This is a genomic window from Acidovorax sp. (assembly GCF_021287135.1).
Taxonomy (GTDB): domain Bacteria; phylum Pseudomonadota; class Gammaproteobacteria; order Burkholderiales; family Burkholderiaceae_C; genus Acidovorax.
In genome coordinates this window covers 92,311-115,495 of the sequence record NZ_JAJTBB010000047.1, presented here as the reverse complement: position 1 = coordinate 115,495, position 23,185 = coordinate 92,311, and the positions used below count along the sequence as shown (strand labels likewise).

Here is a 23,185-nt window from a genome sequence, read left to right as displayed (position 1 = left end):
GAGGCTTTGTTGCGCAAATCATTCTGCGGCCGCGTTTCCCCAAGCCACAGGCATAGTTATGCCACGGCCACTGTCGGAGGGCCCGTTCGGAGAATGGATTGAGGAGAGACGCCCGCGCTTGCCGGGGTGCCGGAGCCAAGAGAAACAAAAAAGCCCACGGTATGTGGGCTTAAGAGAGGTTGGGAGAGATCGGGAAATGCTGGAGCGGGTGAAGGGAATCGAACCCTCGTATGAAGCTTGGGAAGCTGCCGTTCTACCATTGAACTACACCCGCCTGGGGCACACCGCCCGGCCAGGGCCTGCGGTGTACGAACCGGCTGTTGAAACCCCGGCACAGACGGCCCGGAATTTCAGCGCAGGCGTATTGTAGCCACGTCCCGGCGCCCGCCGCCGCAACCCGGGGGCGGCCAGGCCGCACAATGGAGGCTTTTTTGAAAACTCCGCGAAGAGGAAACACCCCATGCAACTGAGCGACGACCGCACGCAGGCTACCCTGGCAATCAACAAGACCCTCTCGGCGACTGAGCTGGAAAGCCTGATCCGTGAACTGGCCACGTTGCGTTCGCAGATGACGCCCGAAGTCACGCCCGCTCCCAAGGACAGCGAAGGCGCCGGCGTGCCGGTGATGACGCAGGACAACCCCACGCTGGCCATCCAGTACCCGCTGGAGGACGCCCACGTCACGGTGTACCTGCGCAGCCTGGGCCTGGGCTGGACGGCCTGGCGCCTGCACCCGGACACCCAGCGTGCGCTGGGCGAGTTCTTTCTCTCCCGCTTGCACAAGGGTGCGCCCGCCAAGGCGCCGGTGCGGCCCGTTCCCTTCCGCTGAGTTGAGTTGACTTGAGCACCGCGGCGCGCGCCGCGGTCACCACCCGAGACGCTGCGCGCTTTCAAAGCACCGCGCGGTGCCCGTGACCGGGTCCACAAATTCCAGCGACCGCGCCAGCAGCTGCAGCGGGCGGGAATAGTCGCCCTCCGGCGGGTCGTTGACCACCGGGTAGAACGGATCGTTGCGCAGCGGCAGCCCCAGCGCCGCCATGTGCACCCGCAGCTGGTGGCGCTTGCCCGACACCGGGGTCAGCCGGTAGCGCGCCCAGTCGCCCGCCGGGGACACCTCCATCACCTGCATGTGCGTGTGGCTGTTGGGGGCGCCGGGCACTTCGTGCATGCGAAAGAACTGCGGGCTTTCCTCCAGCCGGCTGATGTGGTCGCGGGGAAACGCCAGGTCGGCCCGCCAGGGCGCGATGGCGTCGTAGCGCTTGGTGATCTGCCGGTCGCGGAACAAGGCCTGGTAGGTGCCGCGCGTGCGCTGCTGCACCGACAGCAGCACGAGCCCCGCCGTGTCCCGGTCGATGCGGTGCAGGGGCGACAGCTCCGGCAGGCCCAGCCGGTGCTTGAGCCGCACCAGCAGCGTATGGTGCAGGTAGCGGCCCGACGGGGTGACGGGCATGAAGTGCGGCTTGTCGGCCACCACCAGGTGCTCGTCCTGGTAGAGCACCGTTTCTGCAAATGGCAGTTGCGGCTCCGCCGGAAGGCTGCGGTAGTAGTACACGCGCAGGCCGCGCTGGAAGGCGCGGTCGGGCCGCACGGGCTGGCCGTGCTCGTCGATGACCTCGCCAGCCTCCATGCGCTGCACCCAGTCCTCGCGCGATACGGCGGGCAACCGCTGCACCAGAAAGTCGAGCAGGCTGCCCGCGCCCTGGCTGGGCAGCGCCACGCAGCTGGGCCCCACTCCATCGCGCATCGGCGGAGCATGGGGATGGCGGGGGTTGTGCATGGCGGCGATTTTAGGGAGTCGGCGGCCGGCCCTGGAACGGTTCGCGCGGCGGAGCGCACGGCGGCACGGTTCGGCAAAGCCCCCCAAGGCGCGCTGTAGGACAACGGCGGCAGTTGCACGCCGAGGCGTGCGGGACGGCACGGGCCCGTCTAGCATGGCCGCACAGCGTTCCGCCCCGCTCCGCTCCGTTCTGTGTCCTTGCGCGGGCGGGCCGCACTGGTCCTTTTATTGCCCATGCCCGCCACCACCCCTGCACCTGCGCCCTCCTCTTCTCCTGCGGCCCGCTCCGGCATGGGCGGACGGCTTCTGCGCGGGCTGGGCTGGGCTGCGGGGGCCGTGGTCCTGCTGGGGCTGTGCCTCGCGGCAGCGGTGGCGCTGATCGACTGGAACCGCGCCAAGCCCTGGGTCAATGAACGGGTGAGCGAGGCCACGGGGCGGCACTTTGCCATTGAGGGCGATCTGGCCGTGCACTGGCAATGGCCCCAGCCGCTGGACGAAGGATGGCAGCGCTGGATTCCCGGTGTGACGGTGCAGGCCGACCGGCTGGTGCTGGGCGATCCCGCTGCGTTTGCCCGGCCTTTCGGCCGGCCCCAGAAGCCTGCGGCGCAGGGCTGGCACTTGCCCGAGTCGCCGACCATGGCGCGCGTCGACCGGGCCACGGCCAGCGTGCGCCTGTGGCCGCTGCTGGCGCGGCACCTGTCGGTCGACACCGTGGCGCTGACCGGCCCGCAGGTGGCTCTGGCCCGCACCGCCGACGGCACCAACAACTGGACCTTCAAGCGCCGCGAGGGTCCCCAAAGCGGCTGGAGCCTGGATGTGGACCGGCTGGTCATCGCCCAGGGCGTGCTGGGGTATGCGGACGGTGCGAGAGACCTGGACCTGCAGGCACGGATCGACACCACGGAGCCCGTGGCACCCGGCCTGCCGCAGTCCACCGCCCCGGCCCGCGCGGCCCCGGCAGCCAGCGCAGCACGAGCCGCTGCGCCGGCGTCCGCCGCGACACCGTCCTCCGCCGCTTCTGCCTCGGCACCGGCGCCGGCCGCCAGCCAGGGCGCCGCACGCGCCGCCAGCGCCCCGGTTCCCTACGGACTGCGCTTTAAGGTGCGCGGGCGCTATGCCAAGGCCCAGGTGCAAGGCTCGGGCCGGGCCGGCCAGGTCATCAGCCTGCGCAACAAGGTGGTGAACTATCCCCTGCAGATCAACGCCAGCGCCGCAACGGTGGCCCTGTCGGCCGAGGGCATCCTGGCCAATCCCGGCGCACTCTCGGGGCTGGATTTTCAGGTGCGGCTGCGGGGCGGCAGCATGGCCGACCTGTACGAGCTGACCGGGCTGGTGCTGCCCGACACGCCCCCGTTCGACACCGATGGGCGGCTCACCGGCAGCCTGGAGCCCGAGCGCGCGGTGTGGCAGTACAACGGCTTTCACGGCAAGGTGGGCCAGAGCGATCTGCAAGGCTCGCTCAAGTACACCTCCGGCAAGCCCCGGCCGCGGCTTACGGGCACCATGGCATCCAACCAGCTGCGCCTGGCCGACCTGGGGCCGACCATCGGCGCCCGCAAGCCCGAGGGCACGCGCCGCGCCCGCGCCCCGGGCGGCAAGGTGCTGCCGGACTCCCGCTTTGCGGCCGAGCGCTGGAGCGCCATGGACATGGACATCGTGTTCAAGGGGCGCCACATCATCCGCCCCGAAAGCCTGCCCCTGGAAGACCTGAGCGTGCACGCCGTGATGGAAAACGCGCAGCTGCGGCTGGCGCCCCTCACCTTCGGCGTGGCCGAGGGCCAGATCGAGTCGCAGGTGCGTATTGACGGGCGCGCCCCGCCGCTCAAGGCCCAGATCCACGGCACGGTACAGGGCCTGCGGCTGTCGGCGCTGTTCCCCAAGGTGGAGCTGATGAAAAAGAGCTTCGGCCGCATGGATGGCGCCATTGCGCTGGAGAGCCGGGGGAACAGCGTGGCCGGGCTGCTGGGCCAGGGCACGGGGGAGATGCGGCTGTATGTGCGGGACGGCACCCTGAGCAAGCAGCTGCTGGACCTGGCCGCGCTGAACGTGGGCAGCATCATCGTGGGCAAGCTGTTTGGCGAGAGCCAGGAAGTGCACCTGCGCTGCGCGGTGGCCGACTTCACGGTGGTGGACGGCCTGGCCACCACGCGCGTGGTGAAGATGAGCACGGACGACGCGATCGTGGAGGCCACGGGCACCATTGACCTGGGCACCGAGGAAATGAACCTGCGCATCAAGCCCGAGTCGCTGGAATGGAAGTTCTTCTCGCTGCGCTCGCCCTTGTACGTGAAAGGCACGTTTGGCGACCCCAAGGTGGGCGTGGAAGCCGGCCCGCTGCTGCTGCGGGCGGGTGCCGCCGTGGCGGCGGCCGTGGCCGCGCCGGCCGCCCTGGCGCTGGTGCCCATCACCGTGCCGGCGGCCGACGACGACACGCACTGCAAACCGCTGCTGGACCTGGGCAAGCAGCCCGTGAAACCCGGCGCCCAGGGCGCGGCAGGCACGGCGTCACAGCCCGCACGGCAGGCGGCCAGCAAGGCAGCGCCGGCGCGCTGAGGTGGCCTGACGCGGCGCCTACCGATGAGCCCCCGCTTACCGCTACATTTTTGATAGCTGCCTGCGCTTACCCCACATGCGCCAGCGGCCAAAAGGGTCTGAACCGCGTCTGAACCAGGCCCGAACGGGTGGGGGCGCGCTGGAGTGTCAATGGAAATCCCGGCTGCCCTGCAGCGCCTGGGCCATGCGCCCGAGCAGCGGCGTGAGGTCCTTGAAGCGCTGGGCCACCAGATGCCGCACCACCATCGGCGCCGCACGCGAATGCGGCGCGGGCTTGCCGCCCGGGGCGGCGTCGGAAGCCTCGGAGGCTTCAGGCACGCTGCACTGCCACAGCCCCTCCACCGCCAGCAGCTGCGAGCGCAGCAGCGCATTGCGCCACCGCTCCACCATGGAGGGCCAGACGATCACGTTGACGGGGCCGGTCTCGTCCTCCAGCGTGACGAACATCGTGCCCTTGGCCGTGCCGGGGCGCTGGCGCACGGTGACGATGCCGCAGGCGCGCACCCGGCGGCCGTGCGGCACGGCGTTCAGTTGCAGCGCGGATTGCAGCCGCCAGCGGTCCAGGCGCGGCCGCAGCAGCGCCAGCGGGTGGCGGCGCAGCGTGAGGCCGGTGGCGGCGTAGTCGAACAGGATCTCTTCGCCCTCGGGCGCGGCGGGCAGCGCCAGCGGGGCCTCGTGCACGGGCACATCGCGCCACAGGGCGGGTGCGGTGTGCTGCGCGGCGGCCTCCCACATCTGCTGGCGGCGGTGGCCCGACAGGCTGGCCAGCGCATCGGCCGCGGCCAGGGCTTGGAGATGCTGCAGGGAGAGCTGCGCGCGCAGGGCCAGGTCTTCGGTGCTGGCAAAGGCGGGACCGGCGCTGCGCGCCTGCACCAGCCGCTCGGCGGCATCGGCATGCAGGCTGGCGACCAGGCGCAGGCCCAGGCGCACGGCGGGCTGCGGCATGGGCGGCGCAGGCAGGCCCTTGTGGGGGCGCAGCGGCTGCAGTTCGCCCTCCAGCGTGCAGTCGATGTCGCTCACCGTGACGTCGATGGGCAGCACGCGCACACCGTGGCGGCGCGCGTCCTGCACCAGCTGCGACGCGGTATAGAAGCCCATGGGCAGCGAGTTGAGCAGTGCAGCCAGGAAGGCCGCCGGTTCGTGGCACTTGAGCCAGCTGCTGGCGTAGGCCAGCAGGGCAAAGCTGTGGGCGTGGCTTTCAGGAAAGCCGTATTCGCCAAAGCCGAGCATCTGCTGGAAGATGCGGTCGGCAAAATCGGCCGGGTAGCCGTTGGCCTCCATGCCCCTTTTCAGAGGCTCTTCAAATCGGTGCACCCCGCCCTTGCGCTTCCAGGCAGCCATGGATCGGCGCAGGTCGTCCGCCATGCCGGGCGTGAAGCCGGCGGCGATCATGGCGATCTGCATCACCTGCTCCTGGAAGATGGGAACACCCAGCGTGCGCGCCAGCGCCTCTTCCAGCTCGGGCTTTTCCAGCGCCAGCGGCAGGCCCTGGCGCCGGCGCTCCCGCGCCTTCAAATACGGATGCACCATGCCGCCCTGGATGGGCCCGGGCCGCACGATGGCCACCTCCACCACCAGGTCGTAGAACTCGCGCGGCCTGAGGCGCGGCAGCATGCTCATCTGCGCGCGGCTTTCGATCTGGAACACGCCCACGGTGTCGGCGGCGCAGATCATGTCGTAGGTGGCGGGGTCTTCGCGCGGGATGTCCTTGAGCCCCCAGCGCTCGCCGCGCAGGGCGGCGCGCAGGTTCAGGCAGCGGCGCAGGGCGCTCAGCATGCCCAGGGCCAGCACGTCGACCTTGAGCAGGCCCATGTCGTCCAGGTCGTCCTTGTCCCACTGGATGACGGAGCGGTCCGCCATGCTGGCGGGCTCCACCGGCACCAGCCGCGTGAGCTTGCCCTGCGTGAGCACGAAGCCGCCCACGTGCTGGCTGAGGTGGCGCGGAAAGTCGATGAGGTCGCCGGCCGTCTCCAGCCACAGCCGGGCCGTGTGGTGGTGCAGCGGCACGCCCACCGCCTGGGCCAGCTCCTGCAGCCGGTCGGTGGCGATCTCGGTGTCGAACCAGTGGTGGTCCTTGGCAAAGGCGTCCACCAGCGCGGGCGCCACGCCCAGGGCCTTGCCCACGTCGCGCAGGGCGCTGCGGGTGCGGTAGGTGGTGACCACGGCGGCAATGGCGGCGCGGTCGCGGCCGTATTTGTCGTAGATGTACTGGATGACCTCTTCGCGCCGGTCGTGCTCAAAGTCCACGTCGATGTCGGGCGGCTCGCTGCGCTCCTTGCTGATGAAGCGTTCGAACAGCAGGTGGGATTCCCGCGGGTTCACCGCCGTGATGCCCAGCACGTAGCAAACCACCGAGTTGGCCGCCGAGCCCCGCCCCTGGCACAGGATGCCCACGCTGCGCGCGAACTTGACGATGTCGTACACGGTGAGGAAGTACATCTCGTAGCCGCAGTCCGAGATGAGCGCGAGCTCCTTGCGGATCTGCGCGGCGATCTTTTCGGGCACGCCCTGGGGATACAGCCCGGCGGCGTTGGACTCGACCAGCCAGGCCAGCCCTTGCGCGGGCGTCATGCCGGGCGGCACGGTCTCCAGCGGGTACTGGTACTTGATTTCATCGAGGCTGAAGGTGCAGCGCCCCGCCACCGTGAGCGTGGCCGCCAGCAACGGCGCCGGGTAGATGCCCGCCAGCCGCACGCGGCGGCGCAGGTGGCGCTCGGCATTGGGCTGCAGCGCAAAGCCGCATTCCGCCACGCTGCAGCCCAGGCGCACGGCCGTGATCACGTCCTGCACCGGCTTGCGCAAACGGCTGTGCATGTGCACGTCGCCCGCAGCCACCAGCGGCAGGTCCAGGGCGGCGCCCGCCTGCTGCAGGGTGGCCAGCCACAGGCCGTCGTCCGGGCCCAGGTGCAGTTCCACGGCCAGCCAGAGGTGGCCCGCAAAATTTGCATCAAAATGGCCTCTAGCGCTTTCCAGGCAAGCGCGAACAGCTATCAAATCAGAAGCATCAAAGCTTCCACGGCAAGGGGCCAGCAGCAGCTCGCAGCCGTGCAGCAAATGCCAGGGGCTGCCCGCATCCACGCGGTACGCGCCCTTGGGCGCGGCGGCGCGGGCGGCGGTGATGAACTCGCACAGGTTGCCCCAGCCTTCGGCGTCCCGCACCAGGGCCACCAGGCGCAGGTCGCCCCACAGGAACTCACTGCCCACGATGAGGCGCAGGCCGCACTTTTGGGCCGCCCCGTGGGCGCGCACGACGCCGGCCACGGAGCATTCGTCGGTCAGCGCCAGCGCGTGGTAACCCAGCTCGGCCGCGCGCTCCACCAGTTCGGCAGGGTGCGATGCGCCGCGCTGGAAGCTGAAGTTCGACAGGCAGTGCAGTTCCGCATACCCCGGCAGGCCGGCGGGCCCGGGCGGGGTGGGCAGGATGGGTGGGCGGGGCGCAAAAGCACCGGACACAGAACCCGTGGGCATCGCATCACCCGAAAAGGCCGTGCAGGAACCACCGCGGCAGCCGTGGATGGGCCGCTTCTGCGCCCTCCGCGTGGGGCGGGAGCCGCTCGCGGAACACCCACACCAGCCCGGCCACATCGTTGTGCGCCACGAAGTAGTCGCGCAGCGCCAGGCCGGGCTGGGGAGCCTGCGGATCGCCCGGGGCAGACGTCTCGGCACAAGACCACCACCCGGCCTCGAACCGGTGCGGCCCGGCCAGCAGGCGCAGCAGCCCATGGTGGCAGGGGCGGTGCCCTTGCAGGGCCAGGCGCCGGGGGGTGGGCAGCAGCCAGGTGGGCCACAGCACCGCGTCCGGCGCGTGCGCGCCGCTGGGGCCTGCACCTGTGCGGCGGCCCAGCACTTCGGCGGCGGGGCGCCATTGCTGCATGCACTCGGGCCGGTGGTCGGCCTGCAGCACCGGCGCCTGCACCTGGTGGGCGCCCAGGCGGGCCGAAAGGCGCTCCAGCAGCTGGTGCAGGGCTTCGCTGGCCGGGGCGGGGTCGCCCTCCCCGCCCCAGCGATCGCCCGGGGGCAGCAGGCTGGCGCTGCGGTGGGGCAGCGGTGCGGCCTCCAGCAGCCGCAGCGTGATCTGGTTCGCGGGGGCGGCCAGCCGGGTGCGCGCAAGGTTTTCCGCCAGCAGGCGCCGCAAGTGCGCCATGTCCTGCGTGGCCTGCGCCGTGCGCACCTGCAGCGCCTGTGTGGGCGCAACCGCCGCTCCGTCCACACGCCGCAGATCGTGGCGCCAGGCCAGCTCCAGCCCCAGCACGCCTTGCTGGCGTGCCTGCAGCCAGCCTTGAAGGAGCGTCAGGGCGCGCGCCGCGCCCCAGAGCAGCGCGTCGGCCGATTCGGCCAAGGCCGGCAGCTCCCCCGTCAGCACAAACTGCTCGGGCAGCTCCAGCCAGGCGTGGGCCTCGGGGGCGTCTCCCAGCGCCTGGTCCAGCGCCCGCAACACCGCCGCCCCAAACCGCCGCGAGACACCCGCCCGCGGCAGGGCCCGCAAGCCCCCCCAGGTGCGGCAACCCATGCGCTCCAGGCTGGCCACATGGGGGCGCAGCGCCGTCAGGGTGTGCAAGGGCAGGCCCCCTGGGCTTTGCCCGGGCAACGGCTGGCCGGCCCGGGCCATCCGCAGCAGGGCCAGGGCCAGCGGGGCTGTGCCACCACAGCCCCAGGCCGGCGGCTCGGCCGGCACGCCGGGCAAAGGTGCCGCCCTGCCATCGGCCGGTGCCGGTGTTGCCCGCCCCGCAGCAGCAGCCACCGCCCACGCCTGCAGCACCTGTGCCAGCAAGGCCTCGCGCCCGCCCCAGAGGCGCTCGGTGGAGGAGACCTCCAGCAGCACGGCCTCGCCGTCCACCAACGCCACGCGGGGGGTGAAACGCAGTGCCCACCACCCCGCTGCCTCGGGGCGTGCGTCCACCCAGGCCGCGCTGGGAGCCCCAGGCCCCGTGGCATGTGGCGGCAGCGCGGCGCCCGGCGCCCCGTCAGTGGCCCACGGCAACGGCAATGCGATCCAATGCATGCACACCTCCTGGACGCGACCGGGGAGCCGCCCCTTCCACCGCCGTCTGTTCCACCGCCGTCTGTTCCGACCCCGCTGCGGCCTGCATCGCCCGGCGGCGTGCCGCCTGCGCTGCCAGCACCTGGGCCAGGGCCGGTGGGCAGCCCGGCAGATCCAGCTCCTCCACCAAGGGAGGACCGCGGCGCTTGAGGATGCGCACCCGCAGGCGGGGTGCCGCAAAAGCGCCTCCCGGCGTCCCTGCCCCGGCCACCTGCAGCCGCAGCGAGGCCGGCGAAGACTGGAGCGCCGCACCGGCCGGACGGAACACCCACAGCAACTGCTGTTGCTGTGCCGCCGCCAACTGAAGCCTGCGCAAGGCCGCCGGCTGGACCTGGGGCAACCAGGCCATCACGGCCATCACATCACGGCAGCGCAGGGCTTGCTCCGCCGCCCACAGCGCAGCCGCCCCGCCCGCCCGCACCACGCCCAAGCGCTCGCACGGCATGCCCCGCGCCTGCAATGCCGGCCCAAAAGGCTCGCACGGCGGCCCCACCGCCACCACCGCCCCCGTCCGGCGGGCCGTGGCAGCAGCCAGCGCGGGCAACACCAACTGCCATTCGTGCAGGCCGGCCAGGGGCTGCAGCACCTCGCTCAACGCCCCCACCGGCCAGCCGCCGCCGGGCAACTGCGCATCCAGCACGCCAAACCCCGTGGGCTGCACGTGCGCCTGGCCCGTGCCCAGCTCGTCCGCATGCCACACCCCCGGTACGGTGGATGGCAGAGCAGACACGGCAACCCGCAAGGAGTGGCGTGGGGCAGACATACGGCAATAGAGAGCAAGGCAAAAACAATACTGTAAATATAACCAGTATTTTGCCTTTCAGGTCGCTCGGTTCAGGACAAAACCCTGAAGCTTTCCCCTGCGTCGTCAGCGAAAGGGAGGGCGAGGACGAGCATTGCCGCGCTGAAACCCACCCGGCCCAGCACCGTGGCTTTCGGACCATCCCGCCAAAGCCGCTGCGCGCCCTGGGAGGATCGTCAAACGGGCTTTAAAGCCGCTCGGAGGCCCAATCACACCAGTCTGCGACAGCCGCTTCCGCCAGCGTCGCACGCTCTGCCAATTGGGGCCAGCGCCGAAAGCACGCATTCAGCGTACTGCGCAGCTGCCACAGCGCCTCGCGCCCTACCAGCGCGACCTCGGCCATGCCGACTGCGTCGCCTTGCAATGGCCCCAGAAAATCATCCTGCTGCTGCGGGTGGGAGCCCGCTTCCAACAGGGCTTTTTGCAACCCCAGCAAGCGGGTCTCAAGGAACTCCAGTGCGCTTCCTGGCACGGGCTTCGCGCCGGGCTCCAAGGGCGCCATGGCCTTTACCTTGAGCTGATCCCAGCGTTCAAAGGCCTCGGCGATCAACCCCATCTGCTGCAGCGCATCGTTGCCCAGCGGCATGAGGGCAGACTCCCGCACCACCTCCTCCTGCAGCAAGGGCAGGATGTGAGCAACCAGGGCCGATGGAAACTTGCGGTGGTTCAATCGAAGCATGAGCGACAGGCGCTGCGCTGGCATGTCGTCGTACTTCTCATAAAACGCAGCCACCACTTCTGCCAGCAACAAGATGCGGCCGAACGCAGAAATATCGGCACCTTTGAGGCCTCGGGGGTAGCCGCTGCCGTCCATGCGTTCATGGTGCTCCAGCACGGCTATCTCCACCGTCCGAGGGTAGGCTTCGGTGCCGCGCACCATGAGCATGGCGGTGATGGGATGCGCCACCAGATGCTTGCGCTGGGGGCCGACCACCTTGTGGTCAGGGTCGCTCCATGCGGGGTCCATGTGCAGCACACCCAGGTCATGCAGCAAGGCGGCCGCAGCCAGAGGGGGGTGCTCCCGCTCTGCCAGGCCGCTCTTGATGCCCAGGAACACCGCCACAGTCATCATCTGCAGGCTGTGCTCGAACAGCCGGGGCCGTTGTTCACGCATGACGGTGAGCTTGCAGGCCAGTGAGGGATGCAACGACAGCGAGCGCAACGGCGCCAACAGCCGCGCTGCCGACCCCAGCGCCTCGGCCAGCATGTTGGGCAGCACGTTCTGCTCGACCATTGCCTGGGCGGCCCCCAGCAGCGCCGGCACATCGACGGGGGCTTCGACGGACAGGTGCCGGTCAATGGGTTCGCGCAGCTTGTGCTGCACCAGGCGGTCGTACAGGCGGCTGTCAATGCGGGCCCCCTGCTCGACCAGCTTGATGCCGTTGTCGGTGTAAATGGCCCGCCCCGCCACCACCGTGCGGCGGTCTGCCATATCGGTCAAGGCACGCAGGTAATGCGGATTGCCTGCAGTCTCGCGGCTATCGGTCGCAGAAAAATCGGTCATGCAAAAAGCCAAAAACTCCGCGGAATATAGGTGTTGTGGCGCAAGGTGGCTCGGTTCGGGTATCGCCAATTATTTCCAAAACCAGAACAGTCAGTTTGCGACCCAGTGGTTTTTCTCTGAACACCTGCGGCGTACAGTTCATCCCATCGATGAGCCGAACCCGCAAGGCGACTCACCGAACCCGGTTCAAGAATGGTTTTTGCACCGGCTTTTCTGAGACGCTTTTAACTAGGAATCCATCATGAACAAGACCGCTCGTTTCCTCTCCGTTGCTGCCGTGGCTGCTTTCACCGCTTTCGGTGCCCAGGCCGATGAAGCCGACGCTTCGCAATTCGCCACGCAGTTCCAGACCAACCGCACCCGTGCTGAAGTGGCTTCCGAAGCCGCTACGGTGGCTGCCACCCGCAGCCAAGAGCCCGCAGGCTCCCGCGTGGTGACCTACAAGAGCACGGCCGACCGCGCTGCTGTGCGCGCCCAGGCTGCCGAAGCCCTGCGCACCGGCAAGATCCCTTCGGGCGAATTCAGCATGTAATGGCTGCGGCCTTCCCTGCCAGCGCAGGGCGGCCGGGACCCCGCAGAATGCAAAAAGGCCGGAGCCCCCTGGGGGCCCGGCCTTTTTGCTTGTGTGCTCCACGGCGCGCTGTGCACGCGCCGGGCAGGCCAGGCGTCAGGGAATCAGCGTCACGCCGGTCTTGGCCTGCAGGGTCTCGAACGTCACGCCCGGGGCCAGCTCCACCACCTTGAGGCCCTGGGGCGTCACGTCCAGCACGGCCAGGTCGGTGATGATGCGGTCCACCACGCCCACGCCGGTGAGGGGCAGCGTGCATTGGGGCAGGATCTTCAGGTCTTCGGTGCCGTCCTTCTTGCGGGCCACGTGCTCCATCAGCACGATCACGCGCTTGACGCCGGCCACCAGGTCCATGGCGCCGCCCATGCCCTTGACCATCTTGCCGGGAATCATCCAGTTGGCCAGGTCGCCCTTTTCGCTGACCTGCATGGCGCCCAGGATGGACAGGTTGATCTTGCCGCCGCGGATCATGGCAAACGACTGGTCGCTGCCGAAGATGGACGAGCCCTTGATCGTGGTCACCGTCTGCTTGCCGGCGTTGATGAGGTCCGGGTCGACCTTGTCGTCCGTCGGGAAGGGGCCGATGCCCAGCATGCCGTTTTCAGACTGCAGCCACACTTCCTTGTCGCCGGTGAAGTTGGCCACCAGGGTGGGGATGCCGATCCCCAGGTTCACGTAGAAGCCGTCTTCGAGTTCTTGCGCCGCACGGGCGGCCATCTGGTCTTGGGTCCACGGCATGGTCAGGCTCCTGCTTTTTCGGTCTTGGTCTCGGTGATCGTGCGTTTTTCGATGCGCTTTTCGGGGTTGGCATTGACCACGATGCGGTGCACGTAGATGCCGGGCAGGTGGATGTCATCCGGGGCCAGCTCGCCCACTTCCACGATCTTTTCCACCTCGACGATGCAGATCTTGCCCGCCGTGGCCGCAGCCGGGTTGAAGTTGCGGGCCGTCAGGTTGAAGCGCAGGTTGCCCGACGTGTCGGCCACGTCGGCCTTGACCAGGGAGACCTCGGGCACGAGGGAGCGCTCCATCACATAGGTTTCACCGTCAAACTCGCGCAGTTCCTTGCCTTCGGCCACGATGGTGCCCACGCCGGTCTTGGTGAAGAAGGCCGGAATGCCCGCGCCGCCCGCACGCAGCTTCTCGGCCAGCGTGCCCTGGGGGGTGAACTCCAGCTCCAGTTCGCCCGCCAGGTACTGGCGCTCGAACTCCTTGTTCTCGCCCACGTAGGACGAGATCATCTTCTTGATCTGGCGGGTTTCCAGCAGCTTGCCCAGGCCGAAGCCGTCCACGCCCGCGTTGTTGGAAATCACGGTGAGGTTCTTCACCCCCGAATCGCGCAGCGCGTCGATGAGGGCTTCTGGAATGCCACACAGCCCGAAGCCCCCGACAGCCATGAGCTGGCCGTCGGCGACAACGCCTTTGAGCGCCTCGGCGGCGGAGGGGAATAACTTGTTCACCACGGTCTCCTTGAATTGGGATGCGCTACGATACTACGTACGTAAATAAGTAGTATTTCGTAAAGATTTGCACTATCTCGCCCATGGACGTGGATTACCGCTTGGCTTTTGACATGGCCCCCGTGGGGCTGGTGCTTTCCCGCAACCGCACGATGGTGGACTGCAATCGCCACGTCTGCGAAATGTTCGGCGCCTCGCGCGAGGTGCTGATCGGCCAGTCGTTCCAGATCCTCTACCCCAGCGCCGACGAATACGAGCGCCTGGGCGCGCACATGGAGCCCATCCTGAACGCCAAAGGCCACTACGCCGACAACCGCATCATGAAGCGGGCCAACGGCGAGGTCTTCTGGTGCCATGTGTCGGGCCGCGCGCTGAACCGCGAGAACCCGCACGCCTCGGGCATCTGGAGCTTTGAAGACCTGAGCGCGCAGCGCCCTGTCAAGGCCGAACTCACGGGCCGCGAACGCGAGGTGGCCGCCCGGCTGCTGCAAGGCCTGACCTCCAAGGAGATCGGCCGCACGCTGGAAATCAGCCACCGCACGGTGGAGATTTACCGCGCCCGGCTCATGCGCAAGTACAACGCCTCGACGGCGGCAGACCTGGTGCAGAAGCTGCTGGCGGGGGGGAGTTAAGCCCCCCTGAGCCGCTTCGCGTCTTCCCCCCCGGGGGGGGGGACGCACCCGGTGGCCTGGCAAAGCCAGTTCCACGGGTGCACCGGCCTGGGTCGCGCCGGTTTCACGCGCTGTGAGCATGTCATCGCGAATGAAGGAGGCGAGGTGCGTGCGCGGCGCACCGCTGCGCCCTACTTTGCCTACCCTTTCAAGGGGCCGTCCACCACCTCGGCGGCTGTGCGGAACGCCTCCACCGCGCTGGGCAGGCCGCAGTAGATGCTGGCGTGCAGCAGCACCTCCTGCAGTTCCTCGGCGGTGACCCCGTTGTTGAGCGCGCCGCGCACGTGGCCCTTGAGCTCGTGCTGCTTGCCCAGGGCCACCAGCATCGCCACCGTGACCAGGCTGCGCGTGCGACGGTCCAGGCCGGGGCGCTGCCACACGTCGCCCCAGGCATTGCGGGTGATGTATTCCTGGATGGGCTGGGTGAACGCCGTGGCGTTGCCCAGGGCGCGGTCCACATAGTCATCGCCCATGACCTGGCGGCGCGTGGCCAGGCCGGTGTCGAAGTCCTTGGAGGGGGTGGGTTGCGTCATGCGCGGGTGCTCCTTGAAGGGGACAAAAGTCCCCGCATGGTAGTCGCCCGCGCCGCCGCGCCCGCCCTTCCCCGTTCCCTTCTGTGCGGCAGCCTCAGCCCTTGGCGGCCGCCAAGTCAAACCGGTCCAGGTTCATCACCTTGGTCCAGGCGGCCACAAAGTCGCGCACCAGCTTTTCCTGCGCATCGGCGCTGGCATACACCTCGGCCAGGGCGCGCAGCACCGAGTTGGAGCCAAACACCAGGTCGGCGCGCGTGGCGGTGTGCTTGACCGCGCCGCTCTGGCGGTCCCGGCCCTCGAAGACTTCGGCCGTGGCGTCCACCGGCTTCCACACGGTGCCCATGTCCAGCACGTTCACGAAGAAGTCGTTGCTGAGCACGCCCACCCGGTCGGTGAACACGCCATGCCGGCTGCCGTCATGGTTGGCGCCCAGCACGCGCAGGCCGCCCACCAGCACGGTCATCTCGGGCGCAGTCAGCGTCAGCTGCTGCGCCTTGTCCACCAGCAGGGCCTCGGTGGCCGTGCCGCCGCGCACGCGGCGGTAGTTGCGGAAGCCGTCCGCCACAGGCTCCATCACCGCGAACGCGGCCACGTCGGTCTGGTCCGGGCGCGCATCCACGCGGCCGGGCGCAAACGGCACCTCCACGGCCACGCCGGCAGCGCGGGCGGCCTGCTCCACACCGACCACACCGGCCAGCACGATCACATCGGCCAGCGATGCCTTGCCCGAGGCCTGCTGCAGGGCCTGCAGGCGGGGCAGCACGGCTGCGGCGGCCTGGTTGACGGCCCAGTCCTTTTGCGGAGCCTGGGCCAGGCGCGCGCCGTTGGCGCCGCCGCGCTTGTCGCCGCCGCGGAAGGTGGAGGCCGAGGCCCAGGCCACCGACACCAGCTCGCTCACCGACAGGCCGGAAGCGGCAATCTGCGCCTTCAGCTCGGCAATGTCTGCCGCCGTGGGGTTGTGCGAGGGCGTGGGCAGCGGGTCTTGCCAGATGAGTTCTTCCTTGGGCACTTCGGGGCCCAGGTAGCGCGCCACGGGGCCCATGTCGCGGTGGGTCAGCTTGAACCAGGCGCGGGCGAAGGCTTCATTGAAGGCCTGCGGATCGTTCAGGAAGCGGCGCGAGATCTTCTCGAAACCGGGGTCAAAGCGCAGCGTGAGGTCGGTGACCAGCATGGTGGGCTTGCGCTTCTTGGCCGGATCGAACGGGTCGGGGATGGTCTCCGGCGCGTCCTGGGCCTCGAACTGGATGGCGCCGGCCGGACTGCGGGTCTGCACCCATTCGTACTTGAACAGGTTTTCGAAGAAGTGGTTGCTCCACTGCGTGGGCGTCTGCGTCCACACCACCTCCAGGCCCGAGGTGATGGCGTCCGCGCCACTGCCGCTGCCGTGGGTGCTGACCCAGCCCAGGCCCATCTGCTCGATGGGCGCGCCTTCGGGGTCCACGCCGACGTGGGTGGCGGCGCTGGCGCCGTGGGTCTTGCCCAGCGTGTGGCCGCCGGCGATCAGGGCCACGATCTCCTCGTCGTTCATGCCCATGTTGCCGAAGGTGGCGCGGATGGCGGGCGCGGCCGAGCGCGGGTCGCCGCTGGCGCCGGGGCCTTCGGGGTTCACATAGATCAGGCCCATTTCCGTGGCCGACAGCGGGTTGCTAGCCAGCGTCTCGGGATGGCGGTGGGCCAGCCAGGCTTTTTCATCGCCCCAGTTCACGTCCTGGTCGGGTTCCCACACGTCCTCGCGGCCGGCGCCGAAGCCGAAGGTGCGAAAGCCCGCGTTCTCCAGCGCCACATTGCCGGCCAGCACCATCAGGTCGGCCCAGGAGATCTTCTGCCCGTATTTCTGCTTGATGGGCCACAGCAGGCGCCGCGCCTTGTCCAGGCTCACGTTGTCGGGCCAGCTGTTGAGGGGCGCAAAGCGTTGCTGCCCGCGCCCTGCCCCGCCGCGGCCGTCCACCATGCGGTAGGTGCCGGCGCTGTGCCAGGCCATGCGGATGAACAGGCCCGCATAGCTGCCCCAGTCGGCAGGCCACCAGTCTTGCGAATCGGTGAGCAGGGCCTTGAGGTCGGCCTTGAGCGCGGCGTAGTCGAGCTTCTTGAACTCCTCGGCGTAGTTGAACTGCGCGCCCAGGGGGTTGGAGCGGTCGGAATGCTGGTTCAGCAGATCCACGCGCAGCTGGTTGGGCCACCAGTCACGGGTGGTGGTGCCGGTGCTGGCACCGGCGGCGTGGAATGGGCATTGGGCTTCTTGGGTCATGGAACGCTCCTGTTTTGGATGTCGCAAATGGCGCCGTAGCGGCGTTGTGCAGACAAATGGTAGGCAGCGAACCCAACAATAGAAAGCCAATTAATTCAAATTTAACAATAGTTTTTCTTAAACATCGGGCTCTTTGATGCCGCGCAATGCCCGGGGCCCGGGGGCCGGGAGTTCATCAAATTTGATAGCAGCTAGCGATTGCCCTGCATTGAATTCAAAGAGATACGGCATTGAAGTCGTTCAAAGACAAGCGCCAGAAGCTATTAAAAATATAGCAAAACAGACCGATGGAGCTGAAGATCCCCGGCCGCCGCAGGCCACGCCAAGGGCGCCGCGCTCCTACCGCAAGCGCGCCAGCGCCAGGCCGGGGGTGTCCATCTGCACGCGCAGGATCTGGCCGTGGGTGGAGTCCGTGATATAGGCCCCATGGCGCCCGGCCCCGCCAAAGGCCAGGTTGGTGAGGGAGGCGCCCGCCGGGCCGCGCAGCACGGTTTCGGGCTCGGCGCGGTGGTTCAGCACCCACACGTAGCCCAGGCCGGGGTTGGCGACCCAGAGGCGGCCGGCCGCGTCCACCGCCAGCCCGTCCGGGCCGCTCGGGCCATAGGACGTGAAGAACTGCCCCACCTTGGCCACGCTGCCATCGGGCAGCAGCGGCACGCGCCACACGCAATTGCCGCGCGTGGCGGCCAGGTACAGCACGCGCCCGTCAGGCGACAGCGCCACGCCGTTGGGGCTGGGCACATTGGCCAGCAGCAGGTCGAGCTGTCCGCTCGGCCGCAGGCGGTACAGGCGGCCGCTCGGGTCGTGCAGGCCGCTCTGGCCCTGGTCGGTGAAGTACAGGTTGCCCTCGGCGTCAAAGATGAGGTCGTTCACGCCCTTGAAGCGTTCGCTGTTGCGGCGTTGCAGGTACGGTGTGATGGCGCTGCTGGCCACGTCCAGCTGCATGAGGCCGTTCTTGTAGTCGGTGATGAGCAGCGTGCCGGCGTCCAGGAACTTCATGCCGTTGGGCTCGCCGTCGTACTCGGCCACCAGCGTCCAGTCGCCCTGGGGGTCGATGCGGAAGATGCGGCCCCAGGGGATGTCGGTCACGTACAGGTGGCCCGCATCGTCGAACACCGGGCCCTCGAGGAACGAATCGGTGACGGTGCCGCCGCGGTTGGCATCGGCCCACTCGCTGCGCTCGCGGCGGCGAAAGTGTTCGGGCATGGCGGTGAACACCTCCAGGTCGCGGACTTGGGGCGGTTGCAGCAGAAACATGGAGGGGATCTTTCTTGTTCAGGACACGGTGGCGAAACCATACAGCCGCGCCGGGTTGTCGACCAGGATGCGGTCCATCGCAGCGTCACTGCCAGACCAGGCCGACAGCAAGTCCACCAGGTCGGCATCGTTCACGGTGCCGGGTGCCTCGGTGGTGTGCGGCCAGTCGCTGCCCCACACCAGGCGCTCGGGTGCAGCCTGCACCAGCGCGCGGCCCAGGGGCAGCGTGTCGGCGTAGCTGGGGCCCTGCACGGCCGAGCGCATGTAGGCGCCCGAGAGCTTGACCCAGGTGTTGCCGCCATCCAGCAGCCGCCGCAGCGCGCCAAAAGCCGCGGCCGATGGCCCTTCGGCCGGGTCGATGCAGCCCAGGTGGTCGATGACCAGCGGCACGGGCAGGCCGGCAAGCACGCCTTCCAGTGCAACGATCTGCTCCGGATGCATGAAGACCTGGATGTGCCAACCCGGCAGGCGAGCCACTTTGCGCGCCAGCGTGGTGAGCATCTCCGGCGTGGTCTCGCCCCAGGACTGCGGCGAGACGAAGTTCACGCGCAACCCGCGCACGCGGCAGGCATGCAGACCTTCCAGCTCGGCATCGCTGACGTCCTGCGCCACCACGGCCACGCCGCGCGCGCTGTCACCCAACTGGTCGAGCGCATCCAGCGTGCAAGCGTTGTCGGTGCCGTAGGTGGACGGCGTGACCACCACGGCGCGCGACGTGCCCAGGCGCTGCTGCAACAGCCGATAGGCCGCCACGGGCGCATGGGGCGGCGTGCGCGGCCAGTGCGGCGATGGCGCAAACCGCGCGTCGAAGATGTGCATGTGGCTGTCGCACGCCAGCTGCGGCAATTTGCGCGACGGCCGGCTCTGGCCCGCCGAATGCGGCACGGGTTCAGAAAGCGCGGGCAGCGTCATGGGGCTCAATCCAGCTTGATGTTGCCTTTCTTCACCACCCCGCCCCACTTGGCATCTTCCTTCTTCAGGAACGCCGCGAACTCGGCGGGTGTGGAGCCCACGGGCTGCGCCCCCATATCGGCCAGGCGCTGCTTGATTTCGTCTTCTTTCATCACTTCCTGCACAGCATCGCGCAGCTTGGCGGCAATGGGTTCAGGGGTGCCGGCTGGCAGGAACATGCCGTTCCACTCATAGGCCTCGTAGCCGGGGATGACGGTCTCGGCCACGGTGGGCACGTCGGGCAGGCGCTTGGAGCGCTCAGACGCCGACACGGCCAGGGCGCGCAGCTTGCCGCCCGACACATGCGGATAGGTCGCGGCCACGGTGCCGAACATAAAGTCCACCTGGCCGGCCATCACGTCGGTGATGGCAGGGCCGCCGCTCTTGTAGGGCACGTGCACCATGTCCAGATTGAGCTGCTGGCGCAGCAGCTCCGCCGCCAGGCGCTGCACGGTGCCGCTGCCACCCGAAGCGAAGTTGAGCTTGCCCGGCGCCGCCTTGGCCTTGGCGACCAGGTCGTTGATGTTCTTGAGGGGCGAGTCGGCCTTCACGATCAGCACATTGGGCGCCAGCAGCACCAGCGACAGCGGCTGCAGCGCGTTGGCGGCATACGGCATCTTGGGGAACAGGTGCGGGTTGATGGAATACGGCGTGGCGTCGTACAGCACCGTGTAGCCGTCGGGGTTGGCCTTGGCCACGTAGCTCGCGCCGATGGTGCCGCTGGCACCGGCCTTGTTGTCCACGATCACGCTGGTGCCCAGCTTGGTGCCCAGGCGCGTGGCCAGCACGCGGGCCACGGCGTCGGCCGCGCCGCCGGGGGCGTAGGGCACGACGATGGTGATGGGGCGATCTGGGTAAGCGGCATGGGCGACGCCGGCGGCCAGCGCGCAGGCGGCGATCAGGGGTTTGAGAAAGCGCAACATAAAGTCTCCTAATCCATTCAGTCCATCAAGAATCAACAGGTATCGCAGCACCATGGCCTGCGAAACTGGCGCAGGCAAGGCGCTGGCAGCCGTGCAAGGGCTGCCCCGCCGCACCGGCTGCGTCCCCCTTCGCGCACCGCGCAGCGAGGCGAGAGAGGGGGATAAGGCGCAAAGCGCCTCAGGGGGTCACTCCACTTTCAGATTCAGATCCTTGGCGATCTGCGAATAGGTGGCAACTTCACGCTCCACCTGCGCCGCAAACGCAGTGCCACAGGTGGAGTCCGCATCCAGGCCCAGGCCGCGCAGCTTCTCCATGGCCGTGGCGCTTTTCGCGAAGTCGATGGCCACACGCTCCAGCCTTTGCACCACCGCATCCGGCACGCCAGCGGGTGCGAGCACGCCGTACCAGGCATCGGCCGAATACTTGCCGCCGCCCGCCTCGGCGAAGGTGGGCACGTCGGGCAGCAGCGGCGAGCGCTGGGGCGACGCCACGGCCAGGGCCGTGAGCTTGCCGCTCTTGATGTGCGGCAGCACTGAGCCCAGGGTGGCGAACGAGCTGTCGAGCTGGCCGCCCATCAGGTCGGTGACCACGGGCGCCGCGCCCTTGTACGGCACGTGGTTGAGCTTCAGGCCGTTGGCCCGCGCGAACATCTCGGTGGCGAAGTGCCCCGAGCTGCCCACGCCGGCAGTGCCGGCGGTGGTGGCGCCCGGCTCCTTGCGAGCCCGCGCCATGTAGTCGGCCAGCGTCTTCACCGGCAGGCCCTGCCCCACCACGAGCACCGTGGGGCTGGTGGCCACGGTGCACAGCGGCTTGAACGATTTCACCGCGTCGAACTTGACGCGGTGGCTGTACAGCCCCGGGATCATCGTGTGGTTGGTGGCGCCGAATAGCAGGGTGTAGCCGTCGGCCGGCGCGCTGGCCACGGCCTGCGCGGCCAGGATGGTGTTGGCGCCGGGCTTGTTGTCGATGATGAAGGGCTGGCCCAGTGCCTGGCTGGCGTGGTCGGCGAACGCGCGGGCCACCACGTCGGTGGGGCCGCCTGCGGCAAAGCCCACCACCAGCTTGACGGGCTTGCTGGGGTAAGCCGCCTGGGCAGCGGCCGTGGCGCCGGTTGCTACCATAACAATAGCTGCCAGCGCTTTCTGGATAAGCGCCAGAGCCGTTTTTTCCTTGAAATGAATGGGCATGTCTCTTGTCTCCGCTGGGTCCGGGCGCCCTGCCCGGCCATGTTCTTGGTGGGATGTTTTACGAGAAGCGCTCAGGCCACCGCCGCTTCGCCGGGCGCACGGGCCAGCACGGCCAGCAGGTTCTTCGCCGCGCCCACGCCCATGTTCACGTAGGCATCGCTGGTCACGCCGCCAATGTGCGGGCTGAGGATGAAGCGCGGCTCACCCTGGAACGGGTGGCCGGCCACCATGGGCTCCACCGCAAAGCTGTCCAGGCCGGCGGCCATGACCTGCCCCGAGCGCACGGCGGCCAGCAGCGCGGCTTCATCGATGAGGCCGCCGCGTGCGGTGTTCACCACGATCACGCCGCGCTTGCACTGCGCCAGCGTGGCAGCGTTGAGCATGCCGCGGTTCTCGTCGGTCAGCGGGCAGTGCAGCGAGATCGCATCCGCCTCGCGCCAGATGGCTTCGAGCGGAACGCTCTGCACATAGTCCGGCAGGTTCTTGGCAAACGGGTCGAACCCGATCACGCGCATGCCCAAGGCGTCAGCCATCTTGGCAAAGCGCAGGCCAATGGCGCCCAGACCCACCAGGCCCACCGTGCGGCCGCCCAGTTCCAGGCTCTTGTGCGTGGCCTTGTCCCAGTGGCCGGCGTGCATGCGCGCATCCAGCTGCACCACCGACTTGGCACACGCCAGCAGCAGCGCCAGTGCCTGCTCGGCCACGGCGGCGGCGTTGGCGCCCACGGCGGCCACCACCTCGATGCCGCGCGCCTTCGCCGCCACCTTGTCGATGGTGTCGGTGCCGCTGCCGTGCTTGGAAATGACCTTGAGCGAAGGCGCCGCGTCCATCACGGCCGAGCCCACCTTGCCGTAGCGCACGATGATGGCCACGGGATCGTGGTGCCGAGCAAGGGCGACCATGTCGTCCTCGGTGGGCGTCTTGCCGGCGTAGATGACCTCGTAGCCGGTGAGCAGGTCCAGCGCCTGCTGCGCCAGGTCGGCGCCGGTGACGATGATGGCGGGAGTCGTGCTCACAGCGATTCCCCTTCCTTGAGGACACCAGCCGCACGCAGCGCGGCGGGCAGCCACTTCGATGCGGTGTCGCCACGGGCAATCGCCTCGATGCGGGCGGCCTCGTCGGCCACCTTCTTGTCGGCCAGGGCAAGCATGCCGGGGGCCTTCTCGCGCTCGATGACGACCACGCCGTCGGCATCGCCCACCACCAGGTCGCCGGGGTTCACGGTCGCGCCGCCGGCAGAGATGGGGTGGTTGATGCGGCCAGGCACGTACTTGGTGGGCCCGGCAGGGTTGAAGCCCGCGCTGAACACGGGGAAGTCCAGCTCCAGGATCTCCAGCTTGTCGCGGATGGCGGCGTCCACGATCACGCCGGCCAGGCCGCGCTTCTTGCAGGCGCTGAGCATCAAGGTGCCCATGAGGGCGGCGGTCTGGTCGCCCTTGCCGTCGATCACCAGCACGTCGCCCGGCTGGGCCAGGGCGATAGCGGCGTGGATCATGAGGTTGTCGCCGGGGCGCACTTCCACGGTGAAGGCGGGGCCTGCCACCTTCATGGATTGGTGCACGGGTGCGACGCGGCCGTGCATGGTGCCGCGGCGGCCGGCCACGTCAGCCAGGATGGCGGCTTGGTAGGTCGCGGCTTTGTTCACGACGTCGGCGCTCACGCGCTGGATCTCGCGGATGATTTCAGGGAGTTGGCTCATGGTGTTCTGT

At 68.8% G+C, this 23,185-nt stretch carries 20 protein-coding genes and 1 tRNA gene; 5 read left to right on the top strand and 16 right to left on the bottom strand.

All coding sequences use genetic code 11. The annotated features are described in order from the left end of the window. Positions 1 to 200 precede the first annotated feature (200 nt). Positions 201 to 274, bottom strand: a tRNA-Gly gene (locus LWW96_RS11695). Between the two features lie 186 nt (positions 275 to 460). Between LWW96_RS11695 and LWW96_RS11690 the strand changes: the two genes are divergently transcribed. Then, a complete protein-coding gene (locus tag LWW96_RS11690; protein ID WP_291487147.1) occupies positions 461 to 829 on the top strand; it encodes a hypothetical protein in 369 nt (122 codons plus the stop codon). Between the two features lie 36 nt (positions 830 to 865). On the opposite strand, the gene LWW96_RS11685 is transcribed toward LWW96_RS11690, so the two are convergent. Continuing rightward, on the bottom strand, positions 866 to 1,777 hold the full coding sequence (locus LWW96_RS11685; protein WP_291487145.1) for a pseudouridine synthase: 912 nt from the start codon (positions 1,775 to 1,777) through the stop codon (positions 866 to 868). 234 nt (positions 1,778 to 2,011) lie between these two features. Between LWW96_RS11685 and LWW96_RS11680 the strand changes: the two genes are divergently transcribed. Continuing rightward, a complete protein-coding gene (locus LWW96_RS11680; protein WP_291487143.1) occupies positions 2,012 to 4,330 on the top strand; it encodes an AsmA family protein in 2,319 nt (772 codons plus the stop codon). Between the two features lie 147 nt (positions 4,331 to 4,477). Here LWW96_RS11680 and LWW96_RS11675 read toward each other — a convergent pair whose 3' ends face one another. From LWW96_RS11675 to LWW96_RS11660, 4 genes are all read right to left on the bottom strand, one after another. After that, entirely contained in the window at positions 4,478 to 7,798 is a 3,321-nt protein-coding gene (locus LWW96_RS11675; RefSeq protein WP_291487141.1) for an error-prone DNA polymerase, read from the bottom strand. Positions 7,799 to 7,802: 4 nt separating this feature from the next. Beyond that, on the bottom strand, positions 7,803 to 9,332 hold the full coding sequence (locus LWW96_RS11670) for a DNA polymerase Y family protein (protein WP_291487139.1): 1,530 nt from the start codon (positions 9,330 to 9,332) through the stop codon (positions 7,803 to 7,805). Further along, on the bottom strand, positions 9,295 to 10,101 hold the full coding sequence (imuA, locus tag LWW96_RS11665) for a translesion DNA synthesis-associated protein ImuA (protein ID WP_291487137.1): 807 nt from the start codon (positions 10,099 to 10,101) through the stop codon (positions 9,295 to 9,297). Before imuA ends, LWW96_RS11670 begins: the two co-directional genes overlap by 38 nt. Positions 10,102 to 10,360: 259 nt before the next feature. Then, on the bottom strand, positions 10,361 to 11,677 hold the full coding sequence (locus LWW96_RS11660) for an HD domain-containing phosphohydrolase (RefSeq protein WP_291487136.1): 1,317 nt from the start codon (positions 11,675 to 11,677) through the stop codon (positions 10,361 to 10,363). Here LWW96_RS11660 and LWW96_RS11655 point away from each other — a divergent pair. Together LWW96_RS11655 and LWW96_RS11650 are read left to right on the top strand one after the other, a co-directional pair. Further along, positions 11,676 to 11,894 carry a hypothetical protein gene (locus LWW96_RS11655; protein ID WP_291487134.1) on the top strand — a complete coding sequence of 73 codons (219 nt, stop codon included), beginning with the start codon at positions 11,676 to 11,678 and terminating at the stop codon, positions 11,892 to 11,894. The genes LWW96_RS11660 and LWW96_RS11655 overlap by 2 nt on opposite strands. A 24-nt stretch (positions 11,895 to 11,918) precedes the next feature. Beyond that, positions 11,919 to 12,209, top strand: a complete 291-nt coding sequence (locus tag LWW96_RS11650; protein ID WP_291487132.1) for a DUF4148 domain-containing protein — start codon at positions 11,919 to 11,921, stop codon at positions 12,207 to 12,209. Positions 12,210 to 12,344: 135 nt separating this feature from the next. Here the strand turns inward: LWW96_RS11650 and LWW96_RS11645 are convergent, their stop codons facing one another. Together LWW96_RS11645 and LWW96_RS11640 are read right to left on the bottom strand one after the other, a co-directional pair. Then, the gene (locus LWW96_RS11645; RefSeq protein ID WP_291487130.1) at positions 12,345 to 12,983 is read right to left on the bottom strand and encodes a 3-oxoacid CoA-transferase subunit B; all 639 of its coding nucleotides are present in this window, start codon (positions 12,981 to 12,983) and stop codon (positions 12,345 to 12,347) included. Positions 12,984 to 12,985: 2 nt separating this feature from the next. Continuing rightward, positions 12,986 to 13,705 carry a CoA transferase subunit A gene (locus LWW96_RS11640; RefSeq protein WP_291487129.1) on the bottom strand — a complete coding sequence of 240 codons (720 nt, stop codon included), beginning with the start codon at positions 13,703 to 13,705 and terminating at the stop codon, positions 12,986 to 12,988. A gap of 83 nt (positions 13,706 to 13,788) precedes the next feature. Between LWW96_RS11640 and LWW96_RS11635 the strand changes: the two genes are divergently transcribed. Beyond that, the gene (locus LWW96_RS11635) at positions 13,789 to 14,337 is read left to right on the top strand and encodes a LuxR C-terminal-related transcriptional regulator (protein WP_291487127.1); all 549 of its coding nucleotides are present in this window, start codon (positions 13,789 to 13,791) and stop codon (positions 14,335 to 14,337) included. Positions 14,338 to 14,516: 179 nt separating this feature from the next. Here LWW96_RS11635 and pcaC read toward each other — a convergent pair whose 3' ends face one another. From pcaC to LWW96_RS11595, 8 genes are all read right to left on the bottom strand, one after another. Further along, a complete protein-coding gene (gene pcaC, locus LWW96_RS11630; RefSeq protein WP_291487125.1) occupies positions 14,517 to 14,909 on the bottom strand; it encodes a 4-carboxymuconolactone decarboxylase in 393 nt (130 codons plus the stop codon). A gap of 94 nt (positions 14,910 to 15,003) precedes the next feature. Next, the gene (katG, locus tag LWW96_RS11625; RefSeq protein WP_291487123.1) at positions 15,004 to 17,157 is read right to left on the bottom strand and encodes a catalase/peroxidase HPI; all 2,154 of its coding nucleotides are present in this window, start codon (positions 17,155 to 17,157) and stop codon (positions 15,004 to 15,006) included. A gap of 339 nt (positions 17,158 to 17,496) precedes the next feature. Then, entirely contained in the window at positions 17,497 to 18,414 is a 918-nt protein-coding gene (locus LWW96_RS11620; RefSeq protein ID WP_291487121.1) for an SMP-30/gluconolactonase/LRE family protein, read from the bottom strand. A gap of 18 nt (positions 18,415 to 18,432) precedes the next feature. After that, on the bottom strand, positions 18,433 to 19,326 hold the full coding sequence (locus LWW96_RS11615; protein WP_291487120.1) for an amidohydrolase family protein: 894 nt from the start codon (positions 19,324 to 19,326) through the stop codon (positions 18,433 to 18,435). Positions 19,327 to 19,331: 5 nt separating this feature from the next. Next, positions 19,332 to 20,288, bottom strand: coding sequence for a tripartite tricarboxylate transporter substrate binding protein (locus LWW96_RS11610; RefSeq protein WP_291487118.1), 957 nt, complete (start codon positions 20,286 to 20,288; stop codon positions 19,332 to 19,334). Positions 20,289 to 20,474: 186 nt separating this feature from the next. Next, entirely contained in the window at positions 20,475 to 21,476 is a 1,002-nt protein-coding gene (locus LWW96_RS11605) for a tripartite tricarboxylate transporter substrate binding protein (RefSeq protein WP_291487116.1), read from the bottom strand. A 71-nt stretch (positions 21,477 to 21,547) separates the two neighbouring features. Next, a complete protein-coding gene (locus LWW96_RS11600; RefSeq protein ID WP_291487114.1) occupies positions 21,548 to 22,492 on the bottom strand; it encodes an NAD(P)-dependent oxidoreductase in 945 nt (314 codons plus the stop codon). Beyond that, a complete protein-coding gene (locus tag LWW96_RS11595; protein WP_291487111.1) occupies positions 22,489 to 23,175 on the bottom strand; it encodes an RraA family protein in 687 nt (228 codons plus the stop codon). The genes LWW96_RS11600 and LWW96_RS11595 overlap by 4 nt, the downstream gene beginning before the upstream one ends. Positions 23,176 to 23,185: the final 10 nt, after the last annotated feature.

What these genes read in the sequence shown, in the direction of transcription:
- LWW96_RS11675 (WP_291487141.1), bottom strand. Translation starts at nt 7,798, where the DNA reads ATGCCCACGGGTTCTGTGTCCGGTGCTTTTGCGCCCCGCCCACCCATC.
- LWW96_RS11660 (WP_291487136.1), bottom strand. Translation starts at nt 11,677, where the DNA reads ATGACCGATTTTTCTGCGACCGATAGCCGCGAGACTGCAGGCAATCCG.
- LWW96_RS11635 (WP_291487127.1), top strand. Translation starts at nt 13,789, where the DNA reads ATGGACGTGGATTACCGCTTGGCTTTTGACATGGCCCCCGTGGGGCTG.
- LWW96_RS11605 (WP_291487116.1), bottom strand. Translation starts at nt 21,476, where the DNA reads ATGCCCATTCATTTCAAGGAAAAAACGGCTCTGGCGCTTATCCAGAAA.
- LWW96_RS11615 (WP_291487120.1), bottom strand. Translation starts at nt 19,326, where the DNA reads ATGACGCTGCCCGCGCTTTCTGAACCCGTGCCGCATTCGGCGGGCCAG.
- LWW96_RS11655 (WP_291487134.1), top strand. Translation starts at nt 11,676, where the DNA reads ATGCAAAAAGCCAAAAACTCCGCGGAATATAGGTGTTGTGGCGCAAGG.
- LWW96_RS11690 (WP_291487147.1), top strand. Translation starts at nt 461, where the DNA reads ATGCAACTGAGCGACGACCGCACGCAGGCTACCCTGGCAATCAACAAG.
- pcaC (WP_291487125.1), bottom strand. Translation starts at nt 14,909, where the DNA reads ATGACGCAACCCACCCCCTCCAAGGACTTCGACACCGGCCTGGCCACG.
- LWW96_RS11595 (WP_291487111.1), bottom strand. Translation starts at nt 23,175, where the DNA reads ATGAGCCAACTCCCTGAAATCATCCGCGAGATCCAGCGCGTGAGCGCC.
- LWW96_RS11685 (WP_291487145.1), bottom strand. Translation starts at nt 1,777, where the DNA reads ATGCACAACCCCCGCCATCCCCATGCTCCGCCGATGCGCGATGGAGTG.
- LWW96_RS11620 (WP_291487121.1), bottom strand. Translation starts at nt 18,414, where the DNA reads ATGTTTCTGCTGCAACCGCCCCAAGTCCGCGACCTGGAGGTGTTCACC.
- LWW96_RS11645 (WP_291487130.1), bottom strand. Translation starts at nt 12,983, where the DNA reads ATGCCGTGGACCCAAGACCAGATGGCCGCCCGTGCGGCGCAAGAACTC.
- LWW96_RS11680 (WP_291487143.1), top strand. Translation starts at nt 2,012, where the DNA reads ATGCCCGCCACCACCCCTGCACCTGCGCCCTCCTCTTCTCCTGCGGCC.
- katG (WP_291487123.1), bottom strand. Translation starts at nt 17,157, where the DNA reads ATGACCCAAGAAGCCCAATGCCCATTCCACGCCGCCGGTGCCAGCACC.
- LWW96_RS11610 (WP_291487118.1), bottom strand. Translation starts at nt 20,288, where the DNA reads ATGTTGCGCTTTCTCAAACCCCTGATCGCCGCCTGCGCGCTGGCCGCC.
- LWW96_RS11650 (WP_291487132.1), top strand. Translation starts at nt 11,919, where the DNA reads ATGAACAAGACCGCTCGTTTCCTCTCCGTTGCTGCCGTGGCTGCTTTC.
- LWW96_RS11670 (WP_291487139.1), bottom strand. Translation starts at nt 9,332, where the DNA reads ATGCATTGGATCGCATTGCCGTTGCCGTGGGCCACTGACGGGGCGCCG.